A 19,324-nucleotide genomic window follows, 5' to 3' on the forward strand; every position below is an offset into this window, starting at 1 on the left:
TTATCTCCTTAAAGATAGCGATAAAAAGTAACATATTTTATTATAGCACGATCGTATGTTATCAGTCAACAACTTTTTATTGATAAAAATAATTAGCTCTATCGCTTTAGCACAATCGCTAAAACTACTATCGTATATAAAAATCCACAGAGACCTCTTTTCGTTTCTGTGGATTTTTTATCAAAATGATATAAGCTTTAAAAATTATTTAAAAAGATCGTCTTTACGTGCCTGTTCTGCCTTAGCCTCTCGCACTTTTTGCGCGATATGCTCTGGCTCTAACAATTTAAGAAGTGCCTCTACTTGATCTTTGTCGATATAAAGTTTATCCATATCAAAGTCGATATACTGATTAGCTTTAGAAGCTACCTTAGATGCAGATAAAACTAACTGATGTCTCGTTACATTTTGAGAAAAGATAAGTAGTTTTATCGTACTACGACGCACGCCAGTATACCAAGTACCAACACTTTTCCACTCAGGTAAAGCAACGAGGGATGTAATCTCTCTCTCGACCTCCACTGCTTCGCGTCTGGCGATTGCCTCCCACTCCAAATACTTTGTTAAAGCATTTCTAAAAGTTTCGTCCGTCCTCTTATCTTTAGCGTCAACTAAAGTAAGACGATAAATACTACCGATACTATCAGTCGTTACAAGCATAATTGCGCCTTTATGCTCATCTTTCTCTTTAACGATAGTCATGACAGCCAGCGTAGATTTTTCAAACCTACTTAAAACATTAATCGTATTAACCTCAATACTTCCTACCGCTATGGCATAAGGATCATCATTAGCCATGACCTGCGTTGCAAATACAGAAAAGAACAAAAGAACGCCAAAAACTTTTTTCATTTAGTTTCTCCTTTTTTGGCATTATACCATAAAAACATAATTTTATTCAATATTATTTTTATAAAAAAATACAATTTATTTATAAAATTACTTACTATATGATCTTTTTTGTATAAGGACTTTTCTTTTTCCCTTAAATCGGATATAATCAGAGGTAATCATGAAAAGTAAACAAGATTTCATTCGCAACTTTTGTATTATCGCCCATATCGACCATGGCAAGAGCACCCTTGCCGATCGTTTTATCCAGAAGACAGGGGTCGTTAGTGATCGCGACTTTAACGCCGCCGGTGGCAAGCAGATCCTCGATAGCATGGACATCGAGCGTGAGCGGGGTATTACCATTAAGAGCCAAGCCGTCGCCATGCAGTACACCGCCAAAGATGGCAACACCTACACCCTCAACCTTGTCGACACCCCCGGTCATGTCGACTTTACCTATGAGGTCTCGCGTGCCATCCAGAGTTGTGAAGGCGCGCTTCTCCTTGTTGATGCCAGCCAAGGCGTGGAGGCGCAGACCTTGAGCAACCTCTATCTTGCCATGGAGCACGATTTACATATCATTCCCGTTATTAATAAGATAGACCTGCCCTCTGCCGATATTGATCGCATCAAGCAAGAGATTGAGGATGACTTGGGGCTCGACAGCGATCTTGCCGTAGCCATTTCGGCAAAAAACGGCATCGGCATTGAAGATCTTTTAGAAGCGCTCATCGAACAAATTCCTGCGCCAAAAGCTCTAAGCGAAAAACCGCTCAAAGCCAATATTTTTGATAGCCACTACGATCCCTATCGAGGTGTTATCATCCACGTGCGCGTCTTTGAGGGGCGTTTAACCAAGGGGCAAAATATCCTCTTGATGAACACCCAAGCCCAGTATAAGGTAGAGACAACGGGCATTTTTCGCATCAAACTCGAGGAGAACGAAGCCTTAGAGGCCGGCGAAGTTGGCTACATTCTCGCCGGAGTTAAGAGCATTGGCGATTTACGCGTTGGCGATACCATCACCGACCTTGATAATCCTTGCGATGCGCCCCTTCCGGGCTTTAAAGAGGTCAAACCTGTCGTCTTCTCCTCCATCTACCCCCTCTCCAGCGACCAATACGACGAACTCACCGAAGCGATGGAAAAACTCCGTCTCAATGACGCTGCCCTTGTCTATGAAAAAGATTCCGCAGCCGCCTTGGGCGTAGGTTTTCGCTGTGGATTTTTGGGTCTTCTCCACCTCGAGGTAACCCAAGAGCGTATCGAACGTGAATTTAATCTTGGCATTCTCCTCACCAGCCCATCGGTGCGTTATCGCTTAACCGATAAAAAGGGGCATACTTGGATGCTTGACAACCCGGCAAAATACCCCGAGCCCTCCCAACTCGAACTCTGCGAAGAGCCGATGATCAAGGCAACCATCATCACCCCCACCGAGTATGTGGGATCGTTGATGGCGCTCTGTATGAAGAAGCGTGGAATTCAAGAACAGATGATCTATCTCGACACCAAGCGCGTGGAACTTATCTTCCAGATGCCCCTCGCTGAGGTGCTCTTCGACTTCTATGATAGCCTCAAGAGCCTCTCGCGTGGGTATGCTAGCTTCGATTACCAAGAGTCGGGCTTTGCTCCTACCGATGTCGTTAAGATGGATATTCTGCTCAATGGTGAGGTGGTCGATGCCTTAAGCCAGCTTGTCTTTAGAGGCAATGCCCGCGAACGTGGTTTGCAAATCTGCGAGCGACTCAAGGAAGAGATCCCCAAGCATCAATTTAAGATCGCTATTCAGGCGGCCATTGGTGGCACGGTGGTTGCACGGGAAACCGTTAGTGCCTTGCGTAAAGATGTTACTGCCAAGTGTTATGGTGGTGATATCACCCGTAAGAAAAAGCTATTGGAGCGACAAAAAGAGGGTAAAAAGCGCCTCAAAATGGTGGGCAATGTCGAGCTTCCCCAAAGCGCTTTCCTTGCAGTTTTAAAGAGTAAGGGGCCACAAGACTCATAATTTAGCTATCACTTGCCGACAAACTAAAAAGTTGATACAATTTTTCTCCTCATCACTATTTCTATAAGGATATTAGAGACTATATGCTTAGACATCGCTTGCTCCTCATATTAATTACCTTCTTTGGGTTCACCCTATCTGCGCAACAACAAAAACCGCCCAAAGCCAGCCAGAAACGTAGCGTCTCGGAGCGGGAATTTAAAAAGGCGGTGCAAGCCTTCTATCTTGGCGGAATGGAGAGTGCTATCGATATTCACAAGAAGAATATCCAAAAAGATCCGCTCTTCTTCGACTCCTACTTTGAGCTAACGGCGCTACTCAAAGAGCAGTCGCGCAACCAAGAGGCGGTAGAGGTTGTCGCCCAACTTTACGCCTATCACCCTAAACCGCAAGAGATCGTCGACCTCTATTTTATTACACTGGTACAAGCAGGCAAAATCGAGCAAGCCAAGGAGATAGAGCAACAGCTTATCCAGCCAGTAAAAACCGATCGCACGCGCTTTTATCAAGGCTTTTTGGCCTATCGTCAGAAGAATTTTGATCTTGCCATCCAGCACTTTGAAGAGACGCTCAATATAAATGGCTTCTTTGCTGGAGCGGCCTTCTTTTTGGCAAAAATGCATCAGGAGAAAGGAGACCATGCCAAAGCGATTGAGACCTTTCAGCGCACCCTACGTATTGAGCCCAATTTTACCTCTGCCTACTACCCCATGGCACTCTCCCAACTAGCATTGGAACAAACGCAATCGGCACTCACCAGCCTTAGACGTGCGCGCAATCTTATGCCTCGCTCCCAGCGTCTTAACAACAAAATCGCCGAGATCGAAGCGATACTACCTCCTGCCAAACCCGTCGATAACACCACTGCCATCAAGGATAATCGTCAAAAAAATGTACAAGTTCCAGCCATTAAGACCTTCTCACCCATCGTCGATAACCCGATTCCTATCCGTATTGGGTTGGTCGAGGATATCCGCGAATTACAGATCAAGACCGGTGGTGCATATCAGCTTCACAGCAAGCAACAACTGCTCCACACTAGCGCCGAAAGTGAGGTCTTATCGATTAAAGCCACCGTACAAGGTGTCGCGATTTACGATCGACAACAAACGCTTATCGCCCAGTCGTCAAACCCCATTCACCTCTCTTATCCCGATGAACAGTTAGCCACTGCCGTTTTTGATATCATCAACGGGGCGGGATATTACTTCTCCTCGGTGGTTACGCGCTATTATCGTGGCGATCTCGAATTTATGCCTCGCCCAAATCAGCGTCTTACCCTCGTTAATGAGCTCAACTTAGAGGATTATCTCTACAGCGTCGTCCCCTCCGAGATGCCAGCCTCCTGGCCAGAAGAGGCGCTCAAAGCGCAAGCCGTTGCCGCCCGTACCTACGCCCTAGCTACCATGGGAGGCTTTAAAGATCGGGGCTTCGACCTCTTGAGTAGTGTGGCAAGCCAAGCCTACACCGGGATGGCAGGCGAGCATGTGCGCTCTACCCATGCGGTAAATGCGACGGCTGGCATGGTGCTCTACTCAAAAATTACCAAAAAACTCCTCGTTACCTACTATAGCGCTAATCATGGAGGCTACTCCGAGGATGGACACTTGGTCTGGACGCACGCGGTAAAAAATGAACATCTAGCCGTAGCTGATCGCAAAGAAGACAACAAACGTAAAGAACCACTGCCACTCTTTCAGCTCAACCAGTGGTTACACTCGCGCCCACAAACGCATAGCAACTGGCCGAGAATGCACTCAAGTTTTGCTTTTAGAAGCGCCGTTTGGATCGACAATGACGACCTCCAAGCCCGCATCGCCCGCACCCAAGAGATTGGCACAGTTCATCGCCTCACCACGCGCCTCCGTGGAATCGGTGGGCGCGCCTCGCTCATCGAAGCCACAGGAAGCAACGCAAGCGTCGAAATTCGTGGCGATATTATTCGCTCGCGCTTTGGTGGCTTACGTAGTAACCTCTTCACCCTCGAGAGCATCTACACCGATAACGACTACCCCGAGTACTTTATCTTTACAACGGCGGGCTGGGGACACGGGGTGGGGCTCGATCAATCGGGTTCCGCGGGGATGGCTGCCGATGGCTACACTTGGCAAGAGATCCTCCATCACTACTACCCCAATGGGAAGATCCAACGCTATAAGCCTTAATCTTCTTAAAGCAACGTAAAAAAAGATTGACCGTGTTCAGGTTGGGTTACGCCAAAATAGTCGGCAACGGTGCTAGCCACATCAGCCATGGTCTCTCTTTCGCCAAGAAAAGCGTTGGACAACTCCTTGCCGTACACCAAAAGCGGAACGCATTCGCGGGTGTGGTTGCTATGCCCGATGGTTGGATCGTTACCGTGATCGGCCATGACAATGAGGCGATCGCCTACGGTCATTGCTTCGATAATCTTACCGATATAAGCATCTGATAACTCCAGCAAGTGCGCATAGCGTTGAACATCTTGCGCATGCCCAGCAAGGTCAGTCTCTTGGATATTCAAGCAAATAAAGCCGTGGCTAATCTCGGCAATCTTCTCCAACGTCCACCTAAACAACATCTCTGTCGCCACCCCCGTCTGATTATGCTGGCTTTTCGAGTAGATCAAATCGGCCACTTTACCTAACAGCGCCACCTCGATGCCAGCCTCTTCAAGGATATGCACAATCTGCACGCGTGGATCGATGCCATAACCCAAGTGTAACACCCGATAGCCCCTTCGATAAACCCCACTCATCGGTGCATCCACCCCAGCATAATTTTCTTTATGTCGATAGGCATGAAGCAGATCGTTGAGTGTAACACCTTGCCCGCCAAAGGTAATCACCCGACCCACCATCGCCACGCTACGGACAATCATGCCAATCTTTAGAAGCTCCTCAAAAGAGATTGCATCTAAAATTCCCGTAACATTATAAACCATGCCTAAGTCCGTCTCTAAATTATCGCCAACACTCGCGACCTCATTGACCAATAAAATCGACGGTTCGCCATAGCGTCGTACCCGATATCCCGCCCAGAGCAACGCTTGCTCAACCTGAGGTAAGACATCGGCAAAAGGCATAATTAAGGGCGGTTTGGGCGTTGTCCCCATAATCTCCTGATGCCCCAAAAAAGAGTCCGCGCCCTCATGGCTTAGCGCGCTTCGCCCATAGCATGCCGTGCGGGAAAAATGATAATCGCCCAGCTCATGCCCAATAGCGTTCATCAAACCTAGCTGAAGCAAATGTGGAATCTTCAAACTACGCTCCCTAGCTAAAATATGCAGTGCCGTATTCGCCCCCGTATCTTGTGGACGTACCTGCGCTACATCTGCCATCGCACCCACGCCAAAACTGTCCAACACCACCACAATAAATCTACCCATGCTCTACTCCCCAAAAAGATCTATTCGCGATTTATTCGCCACGTAGATAGCGTCCTTGGCTGTCGTAAATGCCCTCAAGCTTGATATTTCCCGTATGAATCCCGCTCACCACCGCCACCTCACTGCGCGTAACGAAAATTTGCGTGCGAAAGGCCATCACTACCGAAGCGCCCACCGGATATAATCCCGTTAGCGGTAGGTGATAATCGATATTGTCTGCCGAAATCATTTGTGCAGGCACTTCTACCCGTTGATACCCGCCATCCACCTTGCTCACCAATGCTTCTTTGAGGTGTCCACGTCGATAGTAGCCACCACCATAGCAGTAACTACGCCCGTCAAAATGATGGGAAATTTCACTGACATAGACCATTGCGATCTTCTCGACTAATCCTGGATATTGATGTAATGGAGTCGTCCCCGTAAGCGCATGCCCCGGTTCTGCCTGCGCGCCACCCTTGGCTTTCACTAAGGGAATCGTTCCCGTGGCGCTACCCGAGGGTAAATTCAAAATCAAATGCGGATACTCCTCGCGCAACATCTCTTGCGCACGGTAAAGCGTATCGAGATTTGGGGTTGGTTTAATCTCTTTCTCCGCCTCGTGATATAAGAAGATAGGGAAAGAGGTTAAACCAGCGATATTGATATGCTTCAACGCTTTGACTTGCCGAATAAAGGCAGGAAGCTCCTCCAATGTAATACCCGCCTCTTGCCCTGGGTAGATCACATCATGTTTATCGGTGATGCGCAACAGTATCGATTGAACAATACCTAATTTTTCTGCGATAGCATTAATTTTAATAAATTTATCCATGCTATAGATAGTCATATAACGCGCGCCGTATTGCATAATGCGAAGCAATAGCGCCTCGGGCACTTGCACCAAATGACCCACATTTCCCAATGGAATATCGTGCTCCATCATGATTAACGCATCCCGATAATCTACCACCACCGCCGAAGAAAATCCAACATCAAGCAAGCGTTTAGCCACCAATGGATTACGGCCAATCTGTTTAGTCATAAAGAATAATGTAACATCACGCTCTTTGGCTGTTGCGACCATCGCACGTGCATTCTCTTCTATCTGATCCAAATCAAGCAGATACGTATCTGGCAAAATGCGCCCTTCACGGTGTAATTGCATCGCAGCTTCCAGTAGCCTAGGGTTATCCACCATTAATCTCTCTAAAAACATAAACCGTCCTTTTTACGTCTCGTTGTTTGCCGATAAAATCGCCAATAAATGTAAATATAGATAATCTAACTCATTTTGATGAAAAGAGATAGGTATCAGTAATGCTAAACGTTCCCACACCTGCACCACCTCATCATAATGGGGATCTTCGGTAATCTCGATGCTTAACGTCGCATCCATCTTAGCCACAGGCACCTCACTTTTACCTTGTCGGGAGGCAGCCATGGCTAGATGAATCAAAAAAGTCTCGCTAGCATCTTCATTAGTAACAATCTGATTAGCCAGTAAATCGTGTACAATTCTCTGTAAACCATCATAGATAACCTGATCAATCACGGCGTGTTGTAGCAAAATCGATAACTTCTGCTGTAGCATACCCACTCCTAATATTTAATAAAATATATGGTAAAAATCGATAAAATAGAGCGCATTTAGGCTCCTCCTCTTACATTTAATATGGCTTGCGAAAGGATACGCAAGATGGTATCCGCGCCGCTACGCATAGGGTTGATGCGGATCATCGTGGAGAGGGCTTCTGGGTGATAGCTACGGAACGTGCTCGAGGGGCGATAGAACATCGGGACGATCTCATAGCGCGACTCCGCCCCCACTGGATGCGGGGCAGCGCCCAGAAGCATCGCCTGATCGATAACCGCAGGGGCGATGGGTTGCGCTAGTTCAACCATCAAAACCTTCGACTGCGCATTGATCACAAAGGCATCTTTTATCCCTGCCACCTCGCCCGCTAAGAGACGATCGCGCACCTCGACCACCACTTGCGCCGAAATCGCCAAGGCAACCGGTGCATAGACCATGCCTCGCAATACCTCCATCGCCTCAAAGCCCTGCACTTGCAAACCACCCGAGTAATTCTCTTGACGAATTCTCTGGATAAATTGCGCCTCGCCCACCACACAACCCACGCCCGCAGGACCAAGCAGTTTAAAAGTCGAGAAAGTAGAAAGATTCGCTCCGCATTGCGTGCCAATCGCACGTGTCTTCATCACGGCGTAATTATCGTCGGTGAGGATCGGGAGATCCGCCTTAGCGCGACGTATCGTCGCAATCACTTCTGCCAAATCATAGCGATCGGTGGGTTGTTGTCGGGTAACTTGAATCAATGCTCCTGCAAAATCATGCTTCTTCACCGCACCTTTAATCGCCTCTAAATTATTGAAATCAACCAGAAAGAGCTCTAACTTTAGCATGCCAAACGAACTCTCGGTAGTGGGATAGATGGGAGCCTCATGCACCAAAATCTTCCCCCCGGATCTCATCATGGCGTGAAGCGCAAGGCGTAATGCCATTGTACCAGAGCCTCGCACCAAGATCGCCTCTTCGGCACCAAAAAAATCTGCTAGCACTTGCTCGACCTTTCGCGTGGTGGTAGGTTGATTGTACCCCGACACCACCCCTAAGTCGCCCAAGGAGAGGCTCTCAAGCCCCGTAAAGTGTTGGCTCATCACGTCTACCAAACGAAACTGCAATGCCATCGCCTGTGCTACGGTCAAACTCTCTAAAGGAAACACTTCCATCTTTTACTCTATCCTTTACCGAAAAATTGTTGCGGATTATCCCTTAACATTTGGGTAATGGCGCGCTGACTGAGTCCGGCTTCCAACGCCTTAGGCACGAATGTATCCAGTAAATAGCTATAGCCAATACCGCCAAATACCTTAAGGTGCGACTGACGCGTAATGTCCATCGAGAGCATGACCTGCCCAATATATCCACGTGCCTCTATCGCCTTGAGCATCGCGATACGTTGGCTATCGGGGAGATAGTTCTCCTTGCCGATGGTGTCAAACCCAATATAGACCCCTTGTTCCAACAGGCGCAAGGTATAATCAAGGTCGCCCTTTAGGTCGATATGCCCGAGCATCACCCGTGTAAGCTCGACACCTCTCTCTTGAAAAAATGCCATCTGCTCCTGCGCAAACGTACCCAACGTGCAGTGCGTGGCGATAGGTAAACAACTCTCGCGATGCACCATCACCGCCGCCTCAAAGAGCTTCTGCTCCAAAGGTGTCCAACCATCTTTACTCGTACCAATCTCCCCAATAATCTGTGGCTTAATCGTCGTGCCATCCAACCCTTCGGCAATCTCTTTATGCATCACCTCGGCGATCTCTTTAGCCTCACATTGACTAAACCATGGCTCAAACGGCGCATAAAATTTCTGGGTATAAAATCCCGTCGCTTGAAGAATATTCATGCCACTAGCCCTTGCCACCTCGGCGACATATTGCGCATCACGGTGCATACCCAGCGTAGTTACATCGACAATATTACGCACGCCTTTCGTATACAACGCGCGATACTCCGCCACCGTCGCCTCAAAATGACGCAGGAGTGTGTCGCTATTACCCTTTACATAAGAGAGATCAATCGTTGTATGTTCGTGGATATAAGTTATACCATCTACTAACATTATGCGCTCCTATGCCAAACCAAAAACCACTAAAATATTCGCAACGATTCCTACCAATAACGCACCCATCGGGCCAATCGCCATCGGGATAAATCGCTTCTTAAACGTACCATTTAATAGATACAATCCCGCCACCAACATCGCTCCCCACGCCGGCGCAATGGCCATCGCCGCCATCATACCACCAATCAACAACGCAAACTCCAACACCTTAGTTACTGCGGTGCGCACATGATCGCCTGTCTCGCGTAGCGCTGGGAATTTATCCAAAAAGAGCGCAAATTGCGTCAAAAGAAGCACCTCTAAGCTCATCCATAGCGCACCCAAACCCAGCGCCAACCATGGATTTCCACGCATCGCCATCAGCGATCCAATCACAAAGACCATCTTAATGCCCGATGGCGAATAAATTCCCGTGGCAATTCCCGTCGTAATCACCAAGGGGATAAAGCCCAGCACCCGTGCCAACTCGGTCATCCATGCCGACCCAAAGTTCCCTTCTTGATATAACGGTGCCGACAATGCGCTCTCGGCCACCATGCCTAAAGAGGCGCTCATCGCGATAAGCCCACCCGATAAGGCAAAGAGATACCAGCGCTTACGGATAATTTGCACGCGTTGACTAAACAAATTCAGCATCTGTGCCTGCATGGTGCTCTTGGCTCTGCGATCGGTCATAGCGAAACCCAACATAAAAATCATGCCCACCAAGAGCGACATCGCATTAGCATTGAGGAGAACCACCCGATCTTGCCAGGTGATTGCGCCAAATTTCCCCACCAAAATTTGTGTCAACAGGACAAAAATTGTCGTGAATAAGCCTCGCTTCCAGCCATACTGTAATGCCACCACCAACGCCGGAAAGAGCGCAAAAGCCACCAGCACCACCGACGAAACCAACGCCAGCTCCCCTAAAAAATTATAGGGTAACATCGCGAAAAGTGTCTCTAAATGCTCCAATCCCGTCGCTACCAGCAACCCATAAAAACCACCAGCCAACAAGACCACGGCGTGCGTCCACCCACCCTTATTGGGGAGATAGGTACCCAACATGTCGGTGCCCAAGAGCAACACGTGTACAATAATCACCCCCGTGGCTAACGAAGGGGGAATAAAGCCAATCACGTAGCCGATGCTAAAGGCAAAAGAGGTCAGCGCCAAGGAACTCTTGCTGGTACGCCCCTCCTTATGCTCCAGCGCAATCGGACGTAATGCATCGTTAAACACCGCAATATTTTGATTCGCCATCCACGTAGCAAGCATCCCCAATAACGGTAAAAGAGTCCAAGCCATCACGCTTAACCCCGCTCTTTCAAGGCGTTTATCAACGTCTCCACAATAAAAGGCATCTCCTCCGAGGTAAAGCCAAAGGCCACTTTACCCGCCTGCACGCTCGCCTCAATCTCCTCCTTAGTCGCGCTCTTACCCGGCATGCCCAACGTCGCGCACTTATCCATACCCAACAGCGCAATCGCCATCGCCAAAGCCCCGCCGCCACCAGTATTACACGCGCCCAAATAATAATCCGCCTGCCCACTCTGCATCGCCATACTCGCTTCCAAATCACTCATCACCTGTAGCGTATCCTTGCCACCTAATAAGGGCTTAACCAAATCCGCAATCGCCGTGCGCTCAATCTGTCCACCAATCACAATTCTCATACTCAACCTTCTTATTATATATTTTTTTGTATTTTAGAAAAAGAGACAAGAGAGGATCAAATCTCCCCTCTGTCGAAAAAATTAATTTAAATCTTCTGCACGCAACGATCGCACATTTGGCGTGCGTCCATCGGTGCTGGTGGGTAGATTGATAGTGCCGTTGTTTACCTTTTCGATGACCAATTTACGTAGCGCCTCATCCCAATTATACCCGATAATACGGAAGTTGTGTTGCGTGCGGTCAAAGGAGTTGTCGATTATACCACCCTTCTCCTCTTGGATATATCTAATGATAAGATCGCGTACTCGACTACCATCGCCAAGCTCATCGTACAGATCGCGCACTTGAGTGATCGTATCATCAGGAAAGAGATCGCTAAGCAGGGTGGTTTGCGCGCGATAATCGTTCACCGCAATGGTTAGCATCTCGCTAGGGCTTACCGCGCGACCATCGGGCCAACGCAAATTCTTAATGCGATTGCCCACAGGCTGGCTAATATCAATATCATACTGAACCCCACCGAACATATCATAATTATACATACGAATTGATGGATTATAAGATATCGTCAGATCACCCTCTTCAAATTGATTAAAATAAGTAGCGCTCCACTCCATATACTCCTTGAGTTGGGCACCACTCATGCGATAACTGCGCAACATGTTATCGTACTTGTAGATATTGGAGACATTTGCCTTGCTGATATCGCCTACATGCATATTAGAGTTTGGGATAAAAAGCGCAACACTAGAGACATCGGCATCGGTGTAGAAACGTTGCACGTCATTGATTAAGGCAATCATTGCGGTAGGCTCTAGTTGTGCTTGACTAACGCCCTTAATGGTTGGTTCGGGGACTAACGATCCACCCTCCAAGCGACCGATAACCCGACGCGCATCGGCTAGCGCAAACTCATGTCCAGCCTTAGTCTTGCTAACAATCTTTGGATCGTCAGGAATGTCTTTTGTAGAGTGAAGCTGAAAGCTCTTGTCCACCAACTGATACTTGCCTTCGGCATCCTTCTCAAAGGTAAAAAGCGCCTGTGAAACATACGCACCACGAGAAGATGGCTCTAACACAATCGTGCCATTGGGCTCTTCACGCTCGATACGGCTATGTTCATGCGCAACCAAAGCAAGGTGGAACTGGGGATAAAACTCCAACAACGTAGCATATCCATCACCATACTGGTACTCATCTGCCCAAGACATATGATTAGCGAAAATGAGCAGATCCGCCTCATCAGCAATTTCATTCCAAATGAAATTCATCTCCTCCAGAGGTGTCGTTACCTGATAGCCACGCAGATTATCCGCATCCCAGCGCGTAATATTAGGCGTAACCATGCCGACAATGGCGACACGTACACCGTTTTTCTCGATAATTTTATATGGCTTAAAGAGACGCTCTCCTTGGGCATCGTAGACATTTGCACCCAAAACATCGAAATTAAGATTATCGCGTAGCTCAAGCAGGTAGGGGATACCAAAGTTAAATTCATGATTACCCACCGTCATGCTGTCATAATCCATCATGTTCATGGCAAGAAGCATGGGATTATTCACTGCATCAGGGATAAAGAGTTCGTTGGAGTTATCCTGAAAGGTATCACCCGTGTCAATAAGAATGGTGTGCGGATACTCTTTACGAAGCTCGGCAACTTTGGTTGCTACCGCAGCTAAGCTACCTGTCGTTGTTGCTTCGTCGATGGCGTATTCATGGTTAATAAATTTACCATGCACGTCGCTAGTTTGTAACACCTGTACCACCACGCGATGACTCTTGCTTTGCGAGCTCTCCTTACTACAACTCATCATCAGTCCAAAAAGCGCTAAGATCACTATCCAACGTTTCATCACTCTCCTCTCCTTCGCCTAAAAAGATCTCTTACGCCTTCATTATATCATGGTTAGGAAAATCTATCAATCTTTTTTCTTTAATAAGGTAAAAAGATCTTCTTCTCTAGTTCGTCGCTACGTAAAAAAGCGCGCGAGGCGTTGAGCGTTTGATTAAATTGATCGATGTCATTATTAAAAATTTCGCGTAAAAGATAGGCGTTAAAGGCATCGCGATCGGCTTGCGTAGTGCCTACATTGGTGATTTTGGCAAGAGTTTTTGCTCCCCGATCCATCACTTGATGGTACATAGGATAGTCGATATTGCCGAATTTATGGATTAAATTTTTAGGATTAGCCTGCACCTCCTCCCACATTAGGGCGCTTTCTTGCCAAGTTAATTGATAGGGGTAGTAGGCAAAGAGGAGAATACCCATCGCGCGGTCGAGAATTTGTTGCCGGTGATCCTCTTTTTTAAAAGGATAGCCCACCAAATCGGCAGCGATATACTCCATCATCACAGGGCGCAAGTAATGATTGACATCAAGCAATAGCTCATCATCAAAAAGATCGAGGATAGAGTGAAGAAGCTTGCCGTCAAGCTTACCCTCGTCGGTAATATAACGACTCATCACCTGCATAATCAGCTCAAGCCCCACCGAGGAAGTAAAGAATTGATTAGGTTCTGAAACTTTTTCAGGATCATAGCTAATGCCAAAAACCCGACTAATCGGGCGATAGAGGAGCATCGCTAATTCACCGTACTGCCCTTTGCGCGACTTTTTATGCCGTGTGGCGATCTTTTGCGCATCTTTGGGCTTCATCTTGCGAAAGTACCCTTCCAACTGATAAAAATCGATCATCCCACCATTAACCTTAGGTACACGCCCTTGATAGAGCGCTTGGCGAAAGCGTCGCCCATAATGCTCCAAATGCTCCGTCTCTAACACCTCTTGCGACCCAGCCGTGGTGGCTGTCCACAACAAGAGAACCATCATAAAAATTTTCTTCATCGATACACGCCTCCCACTTCTGTGCGCTTTTATTTATTATTTTTCGACAAGATCAAGCAATTGCTTGATCGAATCTTCCATCATTTCTGGCGTAACCTTAGGCTCAAAACGTTGGACAGAGCCTTGCTTATCCACCAAAAATTTGGTAAAATTCCACTTAATTGCAGGGGTTTTACCATTAGCATCGGCAGCGCCTCGCAAGTAGAGAAAGAGCGGATGCGCCTCCTTGCCATTCACCTTGACCTTCTCCATCATCATAAAATCGACATCGTAACGCAACTGACAAAATGCCATCGCCTCTTGGGCATCCCCCGGCTCTTGCGCCAAAAATTGATTGCAAGGAAAGCCCATAATCACCAAGCCAGCATCCTTATACTTATCATGAAGCGCCTGAAGCCCAGCAAACTGTTTGGTAAATCCACACTTGCTCGCCGTATTGACAATCAGCAATGTCTTTCCCGATAGGTCGGCAAGGGCAACCGCTTGCCCCTGCGCATCGTGCACAATAAATGTATCTAACGACATAAAAAAACTCCTTAGATTAGTAGCTCTTCGACCAAATTGCCTGATGCTTTGCCTGCTCCCCACAAACCACACAACGCCCCGTTATCGCCTCTTCATTCTGGATAAAAGGCAGGTTGCGGATGGTAACCTGTAGCTGCGTCTTAACTTTGGTCTCACACGAGGCATCGCCACACCAGCACGCCAGTGCAAAGCCACCTTCCTCTTCAAAATAACGCGTAAAAGCAGGATAGTCAACCAGCTCTTTGGTGCGCGTTTGCATGCGCTCTTTGGCAGATAAAAAGAGGTCATTCTGCATTGTCGCGAGGGTTTGTTCGACGTAAGAGAGCAACTGCGATGCCTCAATCGACTCCTTTTCCGCGCGATCACGACGACTCACCACCAACGATTGACTCTGCATATCGCGCTCACCAAATTCGATACGTAAAGGTACCCCAGCCAGCTCCCACTGGGCAAATTTCCACCCCGGTGAGTAGCCGTCTTTATCATCCAAAATCACCCGATGCCCTGCGCGTTTAATCTCTGTATAAATCGACTGCGCATGCGCCAGTACGACATCCTTATTGCTCGCCTTAAAGATCGGCACAATAACCACTTGCGTAGGAGCTAGCTTAGGCGGAAGCACCAATCCCTTATCATCAGAATGCGTCATAATCAATGCGCCCATCAAGCGCGTCGAGACGCCCCAGCTACTGGCATACACCGGCGCAAGTTTACCCTCTTTATTCTGAAATTGTACCTCAAAGGCTTTACCAAAGTTGTCGCCCAAATCATGGCTCGTACCCGCTTGCAACGCCTTGCCATCTTGCATCATCGCCTCGATACTATAGGTATACACCGCCCCCGGAAATTTCTCGCTATCGCTCTTAACGCCCACCATCACCGGAATCGCCAAGGTATCCTCAACAAAACGTTGATAGACGTGGATCATGCGCTTGGCAAACTCATTAGCCTCTTCGGCGGTGGCGTGCGCGGTATGCCCCTCTTGCCAGAGAAATTCAACCGTGCGTAAAAAGAGACGCGGACGCATCTCGGCACGAAAGACATTCGCCCATTGATTAATCAACAACGGTAAATCGCGATGGCTCTGTACCCACTTTTTAAACGTATGCCAGATAATCGTCTCGCTGGTCGGGCGTAGTGCCAGAGGCTCCTCGAGTTTTTTCTCGCCACTATGCGTTACAGTAAGCACCTCAGGGCTAAAGCCCTCGACATGCTCAGCCTCTTTCTGTAAAAAGCTATACGGAATGAGCGTAGGAAAGTAACAATTTTGCACGCCCTCGGCTTTAAACATGTCGTCTAGGGTGCGTTGCATCACCTCCCAAATGGCATAACCACGCGGACGGATGATCATACAGCCCTTAACCGGTGCATAATCGGCGAGCTCAGCTTGTGTTACTAAATCAATATACCACTGCGAATAATCTTCTGCTCTTGGCGTAATTTTCTCTGCCATTAAATCCTCTTCCCTCTTCTTATTAAATGATAGCGCAACAAAACCCTAGACTACTCAAGATAATTACGAACCACCACCTCATCAATCGCGCCACGACGATTCGTCTGGCAGGCGATGATACGACGCGCCTTAATCACCTCAAGATGATAATCTTTATATAAATCTAAAATATAGGGCGTTGCACTGTTGGAGAGCAAAAATTTTACTCCCTTCTCTGTTAATGTATCACAAATTTGCTTTAACTGCAACTGCTCTTCCCGACCAAATCCACTCGCCTGATATTGCACAAAGTTGCTCTCGCTCTCAAAGGGATCATACGGGGGGTCGAGGTAGACAAAATCTCCTTGACGCAACGTAGCTTGTGCAAAAAATTGCGCAAAATTGAGCGTAAAAAATTGAATGTCATTCTCCTTAAAATAACGATGCACCCCACGTAATAAGCCCTCATTGAGAATCGAGGGATTCTTGTAATATCCATAAGGTGTATTGAATTGTCCTTTTTTATTGACCCGATAGAGTCCGTTGTAACAGGTGCGGTTAAGGTACAAAAAACGCGAGGCTCTCTCCACATCAGAAAGTTCAGCAAACACTCCAGCTCGATCCACCGATCGTAAGGAATAAAAATACTCCTTGCTGTTTTGATGCCTCGCCAAATCCACCACCAACGCATCCACCTCGTCGCGAATAACCTGATACACATTCATCAACTCATCATTCAAATCATTAATCAACGCCTGCTTTGGCTCCAGATAAAAAAACATGGCCGCCCCGCCGGCAAAGGGCTCCACATATCGACTATACTCTTTAGGCAAAAATAACTCCAACACACGCAACAACTGTCGCTTACCACCCGCCCACTTTACCACCGGTTGCATCACAAACCTCCCTCATCTTCCCGCAAAAGATAAAATATGTAGACGTTAACCATTTTTTATCGCCACTTTACCTTGCTATTTGCATCAATCTATGCTATAATGAAAGTAATGTTACTACTACGCACCTACCATCACGATGATTATTCTGCCATTATGCAACTTCTGCTCTCCCTAGATAAAACCCTAGATGAGGACGAAATTGCACGCTTACAACCCCTACTTATCAACAACTACACCATCGTCTGCGAGGTACTAGGCAAAATCGTCGGTTACGCGCTCTTCTTTGTCGATCAAGGACACATCTTCTCCCTACGCACTCAAGCCAACATGCCAGAACAAGAAGACATTATCCACGCCCTGCTTCGGCGTATCCAAGAGAAAGCCACCGAGAGTAAACTCACCCAAGTTACTATCAATAATATCCCAATTTATCAATATCTCCTCAATTTCGGCTTCAAAGAGTCGAACAATCCAACCCTCTTAAGCAAAAATATCCCCTAATTTTACACCTGTTTAGGTCTGAAAATCTCATAAGAAAAACTCTTATACTTAAAGATATCACAACCCATCTCCATCTCCATCAACCACATCGCACGTACGGTATTGCAACTCATTGCCTCATAGATAGCCTGAAAATTCATCAAATGCTTCTTCATTTGCCCCAAGGCAATCCCCTCGTTCACATGCTGGGCCAACAACAGCGGCCAATCACCAGCCATTAAAAGTAACACCTCCCGCGCAGCCTGATCCAACACACGGCGCTTAATTCCGCTCTCATTGGGGAAACGATACGCGAGATCCATCATCTGTTCAACGGTTTTAAAGAGATGACGAATCAGCCAATCATTCTGTTGATCTAGCCAGACTTGCGCATACCCATCACTTCCCCAGCTAGCAAAATTAAGTGAAACCTCCTCAAAGTGAGCGGTTCGTTGCAAACAATGACTTGGCAGTGTGAATTCAATCTCTGGCGTCTTAGCCGTGCGTGCAAAAAATTCGCGAACAAAGTGCGTGCCCTCAAACCAATGATGCCCCAAAAGCTCCAAATCAGCGACCATCAATATCACGCCTGTTTGCCCACGCTTCTGCTGAAAAGTCGACAACTCCTCGACCCGTGATGCTAAAAAGGATTGCGCATCACACGTTGCCTGTGCCAATGCCTCTTCTAAGTGATAACAACTCTCACTATTTCCCTCATTATTGCTGTACTTAAATCCTTCTAGGTGAACAACATCCTCATTAAGTAGCGACGAAGCACTATACTGTGTAGGATTCACCTTAATCACCACTTCGGTTAAGGCATCCTCATGATAAAAATTGCGATAACACCCACGACGCGCATAGCCATCCTCACCCCAAAGCTCCGCCTCTACCATACTATATCGCGGAAATGCCACCAAACCAGCACTCGATCGCACCGGAGAGAAAACCCCAAAACTAGGCATCGGATCACCTTGCATTAATGATTGCCCTGCAGTAACAAAATAACGCACCCCATTTTCTGCCAAAATCGTATCAAGCCCCGGATAATAGCCACCATAAGGAAGAAATATTCCCAAAGAGGCACGCCCGAAAACCGCGCGATAGCTCTTAAGTGCGACTTTAATTTGTGCCTCTACCGCCTTAGGATAGCTAGCATAAAGGGGCAAAAAGGCGGATGTTCCCACACTGGTGATCACCTCGCAATAGCCAGCCTCTTGTGCAATCTTCAATGCCTGCAAAAGATCGCCATTAAGATTACGATACAAAGCAATCATGCGCTTGGTGTTCTCCACATAATAGCGCGCTAAATTATCTTCAATCCGCTTATCCGAACTCTCAAGGAGACTCGTTGCGCTATTAAGCTTTTGATGCATATAAAAGATAAATTTTGTCTGTAAATCTTCATCTTGTAATAACGCCATTAGCGTTGGAGAGATACTAATTAGTACAAAAAAGGGTCTCTCTTCTCTTGCCAACGTGGCAAAGGCTTCGTACATTGGTAAGTAAGACTCAAACATCGCCTCAAAGAACCAGCGCTCTTGAAAGACCTCGCCAGATTTGCTAAATTTGGCAAAAGGTAAGTGCGCATTGAAACAAAATATCATCGATCCCTTTTTTTCTCTTTTCATAGATTTAATCTC

17 protein-coding genes are annotated in these 19,324 nt (G+C 47.2%); 3 read left to right on the forward strand and 14 right to left on the reverse strand.

What is annotated here, in order from left to right; translation table 11 throughout:
- Window positions 1–204 precede the first annotated feature (204 nt).
- On the reverse strand, window positions 205–852 hold the full coding sequence (locus tag PVA46_RS04660) for a hypothetical protein (protein WP_167695595.1): 648 nt from the start codon (window positions 850–852) through the stop codon (window positions 205–207).
- A 160-nt stretch (window positions 853–1,012) separates the two neighbouring features.
- Between PVA46_RS04660 and lepA the strand changes: the two genes are divergently transcribed.
- A complete protein-coding gene (lepA, locus tag PVA46_RS04665) occupies window positions 1,013–2,842 on the forward strand; it encodes a translation elongation factor 4 (protein ID WP_167695596.1) in 1,830 nt (609 codons plus the stop codon).
- Between the two features lie 83 nt (window positions 2,843–2,925).
- Window positions 2,926–5,007 (forward strand): SpoIID/LytB domain-containing protein, encoded by a 2,082-nt coding sequence (locus PVA46_RS04670; RefSeq protein ID WP_167695597.1) that lies wholly within the window; start codon window positions 2,926–2,928, stop codon window positions 5,005–5,007.
- Window positions 5,008–5,012: 5 nt separating this feature from the next.
- Here PVA46_RS04670 and PVA46_RS04675 read toward each other — a convergent pair whose 3' ends face one another.
- From PVA46_RS04675 to PVA46_RS04730, 12 genes are all read right to left on the reverse strand, one after another.
- On the reverse strand, window positions 5,013–6,209 hold the full coding sequence (locus PVA46_RS04675; protein WP_167695598.1) for a phosphopentomutase: 1,197 nt from the start codon (window positions 6,207–6,209) through the stop codon (window positions 5,013–5,015).
- 31 nt (window positions 6,210–6,240) lie between these two features.
- Entirely contained in the window at window positions 6,241–7,407 is a 1,167-nt protein-coding gene (locus PVA46_RS04680) for an alanine racemase (protein ID WP_167695599.1), read from the reverse strand.
- A 12-nt stretch (window positions 7,408–7,419) separates the two neighbouring features.
- On the reverse strand, window positions 7,420–7,782 hold the full coding sequence (locus PVA46_RS04685; protein WP_167695600.1) for a PRD domain-containing protein: 363 nt from the start codon (window positions 7,780–7,782) through the stop codon (window positions 7,420–7,422).
- A gap of 56 nt (window positions 7,783–7,838) precedes the next feature.
- Window positions 7,839–8,942 carry an aminotransferase class V-fold PLP-dependent enzyme gene (locus PVA46_RS04690; protein WP_167695601.1) on the reverse strand — a complete coding sequence of 368 codons (1,104 nt, stop codon included), beginning with the start codon at window positions 8,940–8,942 and terminating at the stop codon, window positions 7,839–7,841.
- An 8-nt stretch (window positions 8,943–8,950) separates the two neighbouring features.
- A complete protein-coding gene (locus tag PVA46_RS04695) occupies window positions 8,951–9,838 on the reverse strand; it encodes a phosphotriesterase family protein (RefSeq protein WP_212603849.1) in 888 nt (295 codons plus the stop codon).
- A 9-nt stretch (window positions 9,839–9,847) separates the two neighbouring features.
- Window positions 9,848–11,131 carry a YhfT family protein gene (locus tag PVA46_RS04700; RefSeq protein ID WP_167696292.1) on the reverse strand — a complete coding sequence of 428 codons (1,284 nt, stop codon included), beginning with the start codon at window positions 11,129–11,131 and terminating at the stop codon, window positions 9,848–9,850.
- Between the two features lie 5 nt (window positions 11,132–11,136).
- Complete coding sequence (locus PVA46_RS04705) at window positions 11,137–11,499, reverse strand: DUF2620 domain-containing protein (protein WP_167695602.1); 363 nt, start codon at window positions 11,497–11,499, stop codon at window positions 11,137–11,139.
- 81 nt (window positions 11,500–11,580) lie between these two features.
- Window positions 11,581–13,356, reverse strand: coding sequence for a 5'-nucleotidase C-terminal domain-containing protein (locus tag PVA46_RS04710; RefSeq protein WP_167695603.1), 1,776 nt, complete (start codon window positions 13,354–13,356; stop codon window positions 11,581–11,583).
- An 80-nt stretch (window positions 13,357–13,436) separates the two neighbouring features.
- The gene (locus tag PVA46_RS04715) at window positions 13,437–14,348 is read right to left on the reverse strand and encodes a hypothetical protein (protein ID WP_167695604.1); all 912 of its coding nucleotides are present in this window, start codon (window positions 14,346–14,348) and stop codon (window positions 13,437–13,439) included.
- A 36-nt stretch (window positions 14,349–14,384) separates the two neighbouring features.
- Window positions 14,385–14,873 carry a glutathione peroxidase gene (locus PVA46_RS04720; protein ID WP_167695605.1) on the reverse strand — a complete coding sequence of 163 codons (489 nt, stop codon included), beginning with the start codon at window positions 14,871–14,873 and terminating at the stop codon, window positions 14,385–14,387.
- A gap of 16 nt (window positions 14,874–14,889) precedes the next feature.
- Window positions 14,890–16,326 (reverse strand): proline--tRNA ligase, encoded by a 1,437-nt coding sequence (proS, locus tag PVA46_RS04725; RefSeq protein ID WP_167695606.1) that lies wholly within the window; start codon window positions 16,324–16,326, stop codon window positions 14,890–14,892.
- A 50-nt stretch (window positions 16,327–16,376) separates the two neighbouring features.
- Window positions 16,377–17,201: a DNA adenine methylase gene (locus PVA46_RS04730; RefSeq protein ID WP_167695607.1), complete on the reverse strand. Its 825-nt coding sequence runs from the start codon at window positions 17,199–17,201 to the stop codon at window positions 16,377–16,379.
- Window positions 17,202–17,309: 108 nt separating this feature from the next.
- Here PVA46_RS04730 and PVA46_RS04735 point away from each other — a divergent pair, with 108 nt between their 5' ends.
- Window positions 17,310–17,702, forward strand: coding sequence for a hypothetical protein (locus PVA46_RS04735; RefSeq protein WP_274360264.1), 393 nt, complete (start codon window positions 17,310–17,312; stop codon window positions 17,700–17,702).
- A gap of 2 nt (window positions 17,703–17,704) precedes the next feature.
- On the opposite strand, the gene PVA46_RS04740 is transcribed toward PVA46_RS04735, so the two are convergent.
- Complete coding sequence (locus PVA46_RS04740) at window positions 17,705–19,312, reverse strand: 1,4-alpha-glucan branching protein domain-containing protein (RefSeq protein WP_167695609.1); 1,608 nt, start codon at window positions 19,310–19,312, stop codon at window positions 17,705–17,707.
- Window positions 19,313–19,324: the final 12 nt, after the last annotated feature.

Source organism: Entomospira culicis (assembly GCF_028748145.1).
Classification (GTDB): Bacteria; Spirochaetota; Spirochaetia; order WRBN01; family WRBN01; genus Entomospira; species Entomospira culicis.

Coding starts and splice junctions, on each gene's coding strand:
- PVA46_RS04660 (WP_167695595.1), bottom strand. CDS start 852: ATGAAAAAAGTTTTTGGCGTTCTTTTGTTCTTTTCTGTATTTGCAACG.
- lepA (WP_167695596.1), top strand. CDS start 1,013: ATGAAAAGTAAACAAGATTTCATTCGCAACTTTTGTATTATCGCCCAT.
- PVA46_RS04670 (WP_167695597.1), top strand. CDS start 2,926: ATGCTTAGACATCGCTTGCTCCTCATATTAATTACCTTCTTTGGGTTC.
- PVA46_RS04675 (WP_167695598.1), bottom strand. CDS start 6,209: ATGGGTAGATTTATTGTGGTGGTGTTGGACAGTTTTGGCGTGGGTGCG.
- PVA46_RS04680 (WP_167695599.1), bottom strand. CDS start 7,407: ATGTTTTTAGAGAGATTAATGGTGGATAACCCTAGGCTACTGGAAGCT.
- PVA46_RS04685 (WP_167695600.1), bottom strand. CDS start 7,782: ATGCTACAGCAGAAGTTATCGATTTTGCTACAACACGCCGTGATTGAT.
- PVA46_RS04690 (WP_167695601.1), bottom strand. CDS start 8,942: ATGGAAGTGTTTCCTTTAGAGAGTTTGACCGTAGCACAGGCGATGGCA.
- PVA46_RS04695 (WP_212603849.1), bottom strand. CDS start 9,838: ATGTTAGTAGATGGTATAACTTATATCCACGAACATACAACGATTGAT.
- PVA46_RS04700 (WP_167696292.1), bottom strand. CDS start 11,131: ATGGCTTGGACTCTTTTACCGTTATTGGGGATGCTTGCTACGTGGATG.
- PVA46_RS04705 (WP_167695602.1), bottom strand. CDS start 11,499: ATGAGAATTGTGATTGGTGGACAGATTGAGCGCACGGCGATTGCGGAT.
- PVA46_RS04710 (WP_167695603.1), bottom strand. CDS start 13,356: ATGAAACGTTGGATAGTGATCTTAGCGCTTTTTGGACTGATGATGAGT.
- PVA46_RS04715 (WP_167695604.1), bottom strand. CDS start 14,348: ATGAAGAAAATTTTTATGATGGTTCTCTTGTTGTGGACAGCCACCACG.
- PVA46_RS04720 (WP_167695605.1), bottom strand. CDS start 14,873: ATGTCGTTAGATACATTTATTGTGCACGATGCGCAGGGGCAAGCGGTT.
- proS (WP_167695606.1), bottom strand. CDS start 16,326: ATGGCAGAGAAAATTACGCCAAGAGCAGAAGATTATTCGCAGTGGTAT.
- PVA46_RS04730 (WP_167695607.1), bottom strand. CDS start 17,201: ATGCAACCGGTGGTAAAGTGGGCGGGTGGTAAGCGACAGTTGTTGCGT.
- PVA46_RS04735 (WP_274360264.1), top strand. CDS start 17,310: ATGTTACTACTACGCACCTACCATCACGATGATTATTCTGCCATTATG.
- PVA46_RS04740 (WP_167695609.1), bottom strand. CDS start 19,312: ATGAAAAGAGAAAAAAAGGGATCGATGATATTTTGTTTCAATGCGCAC.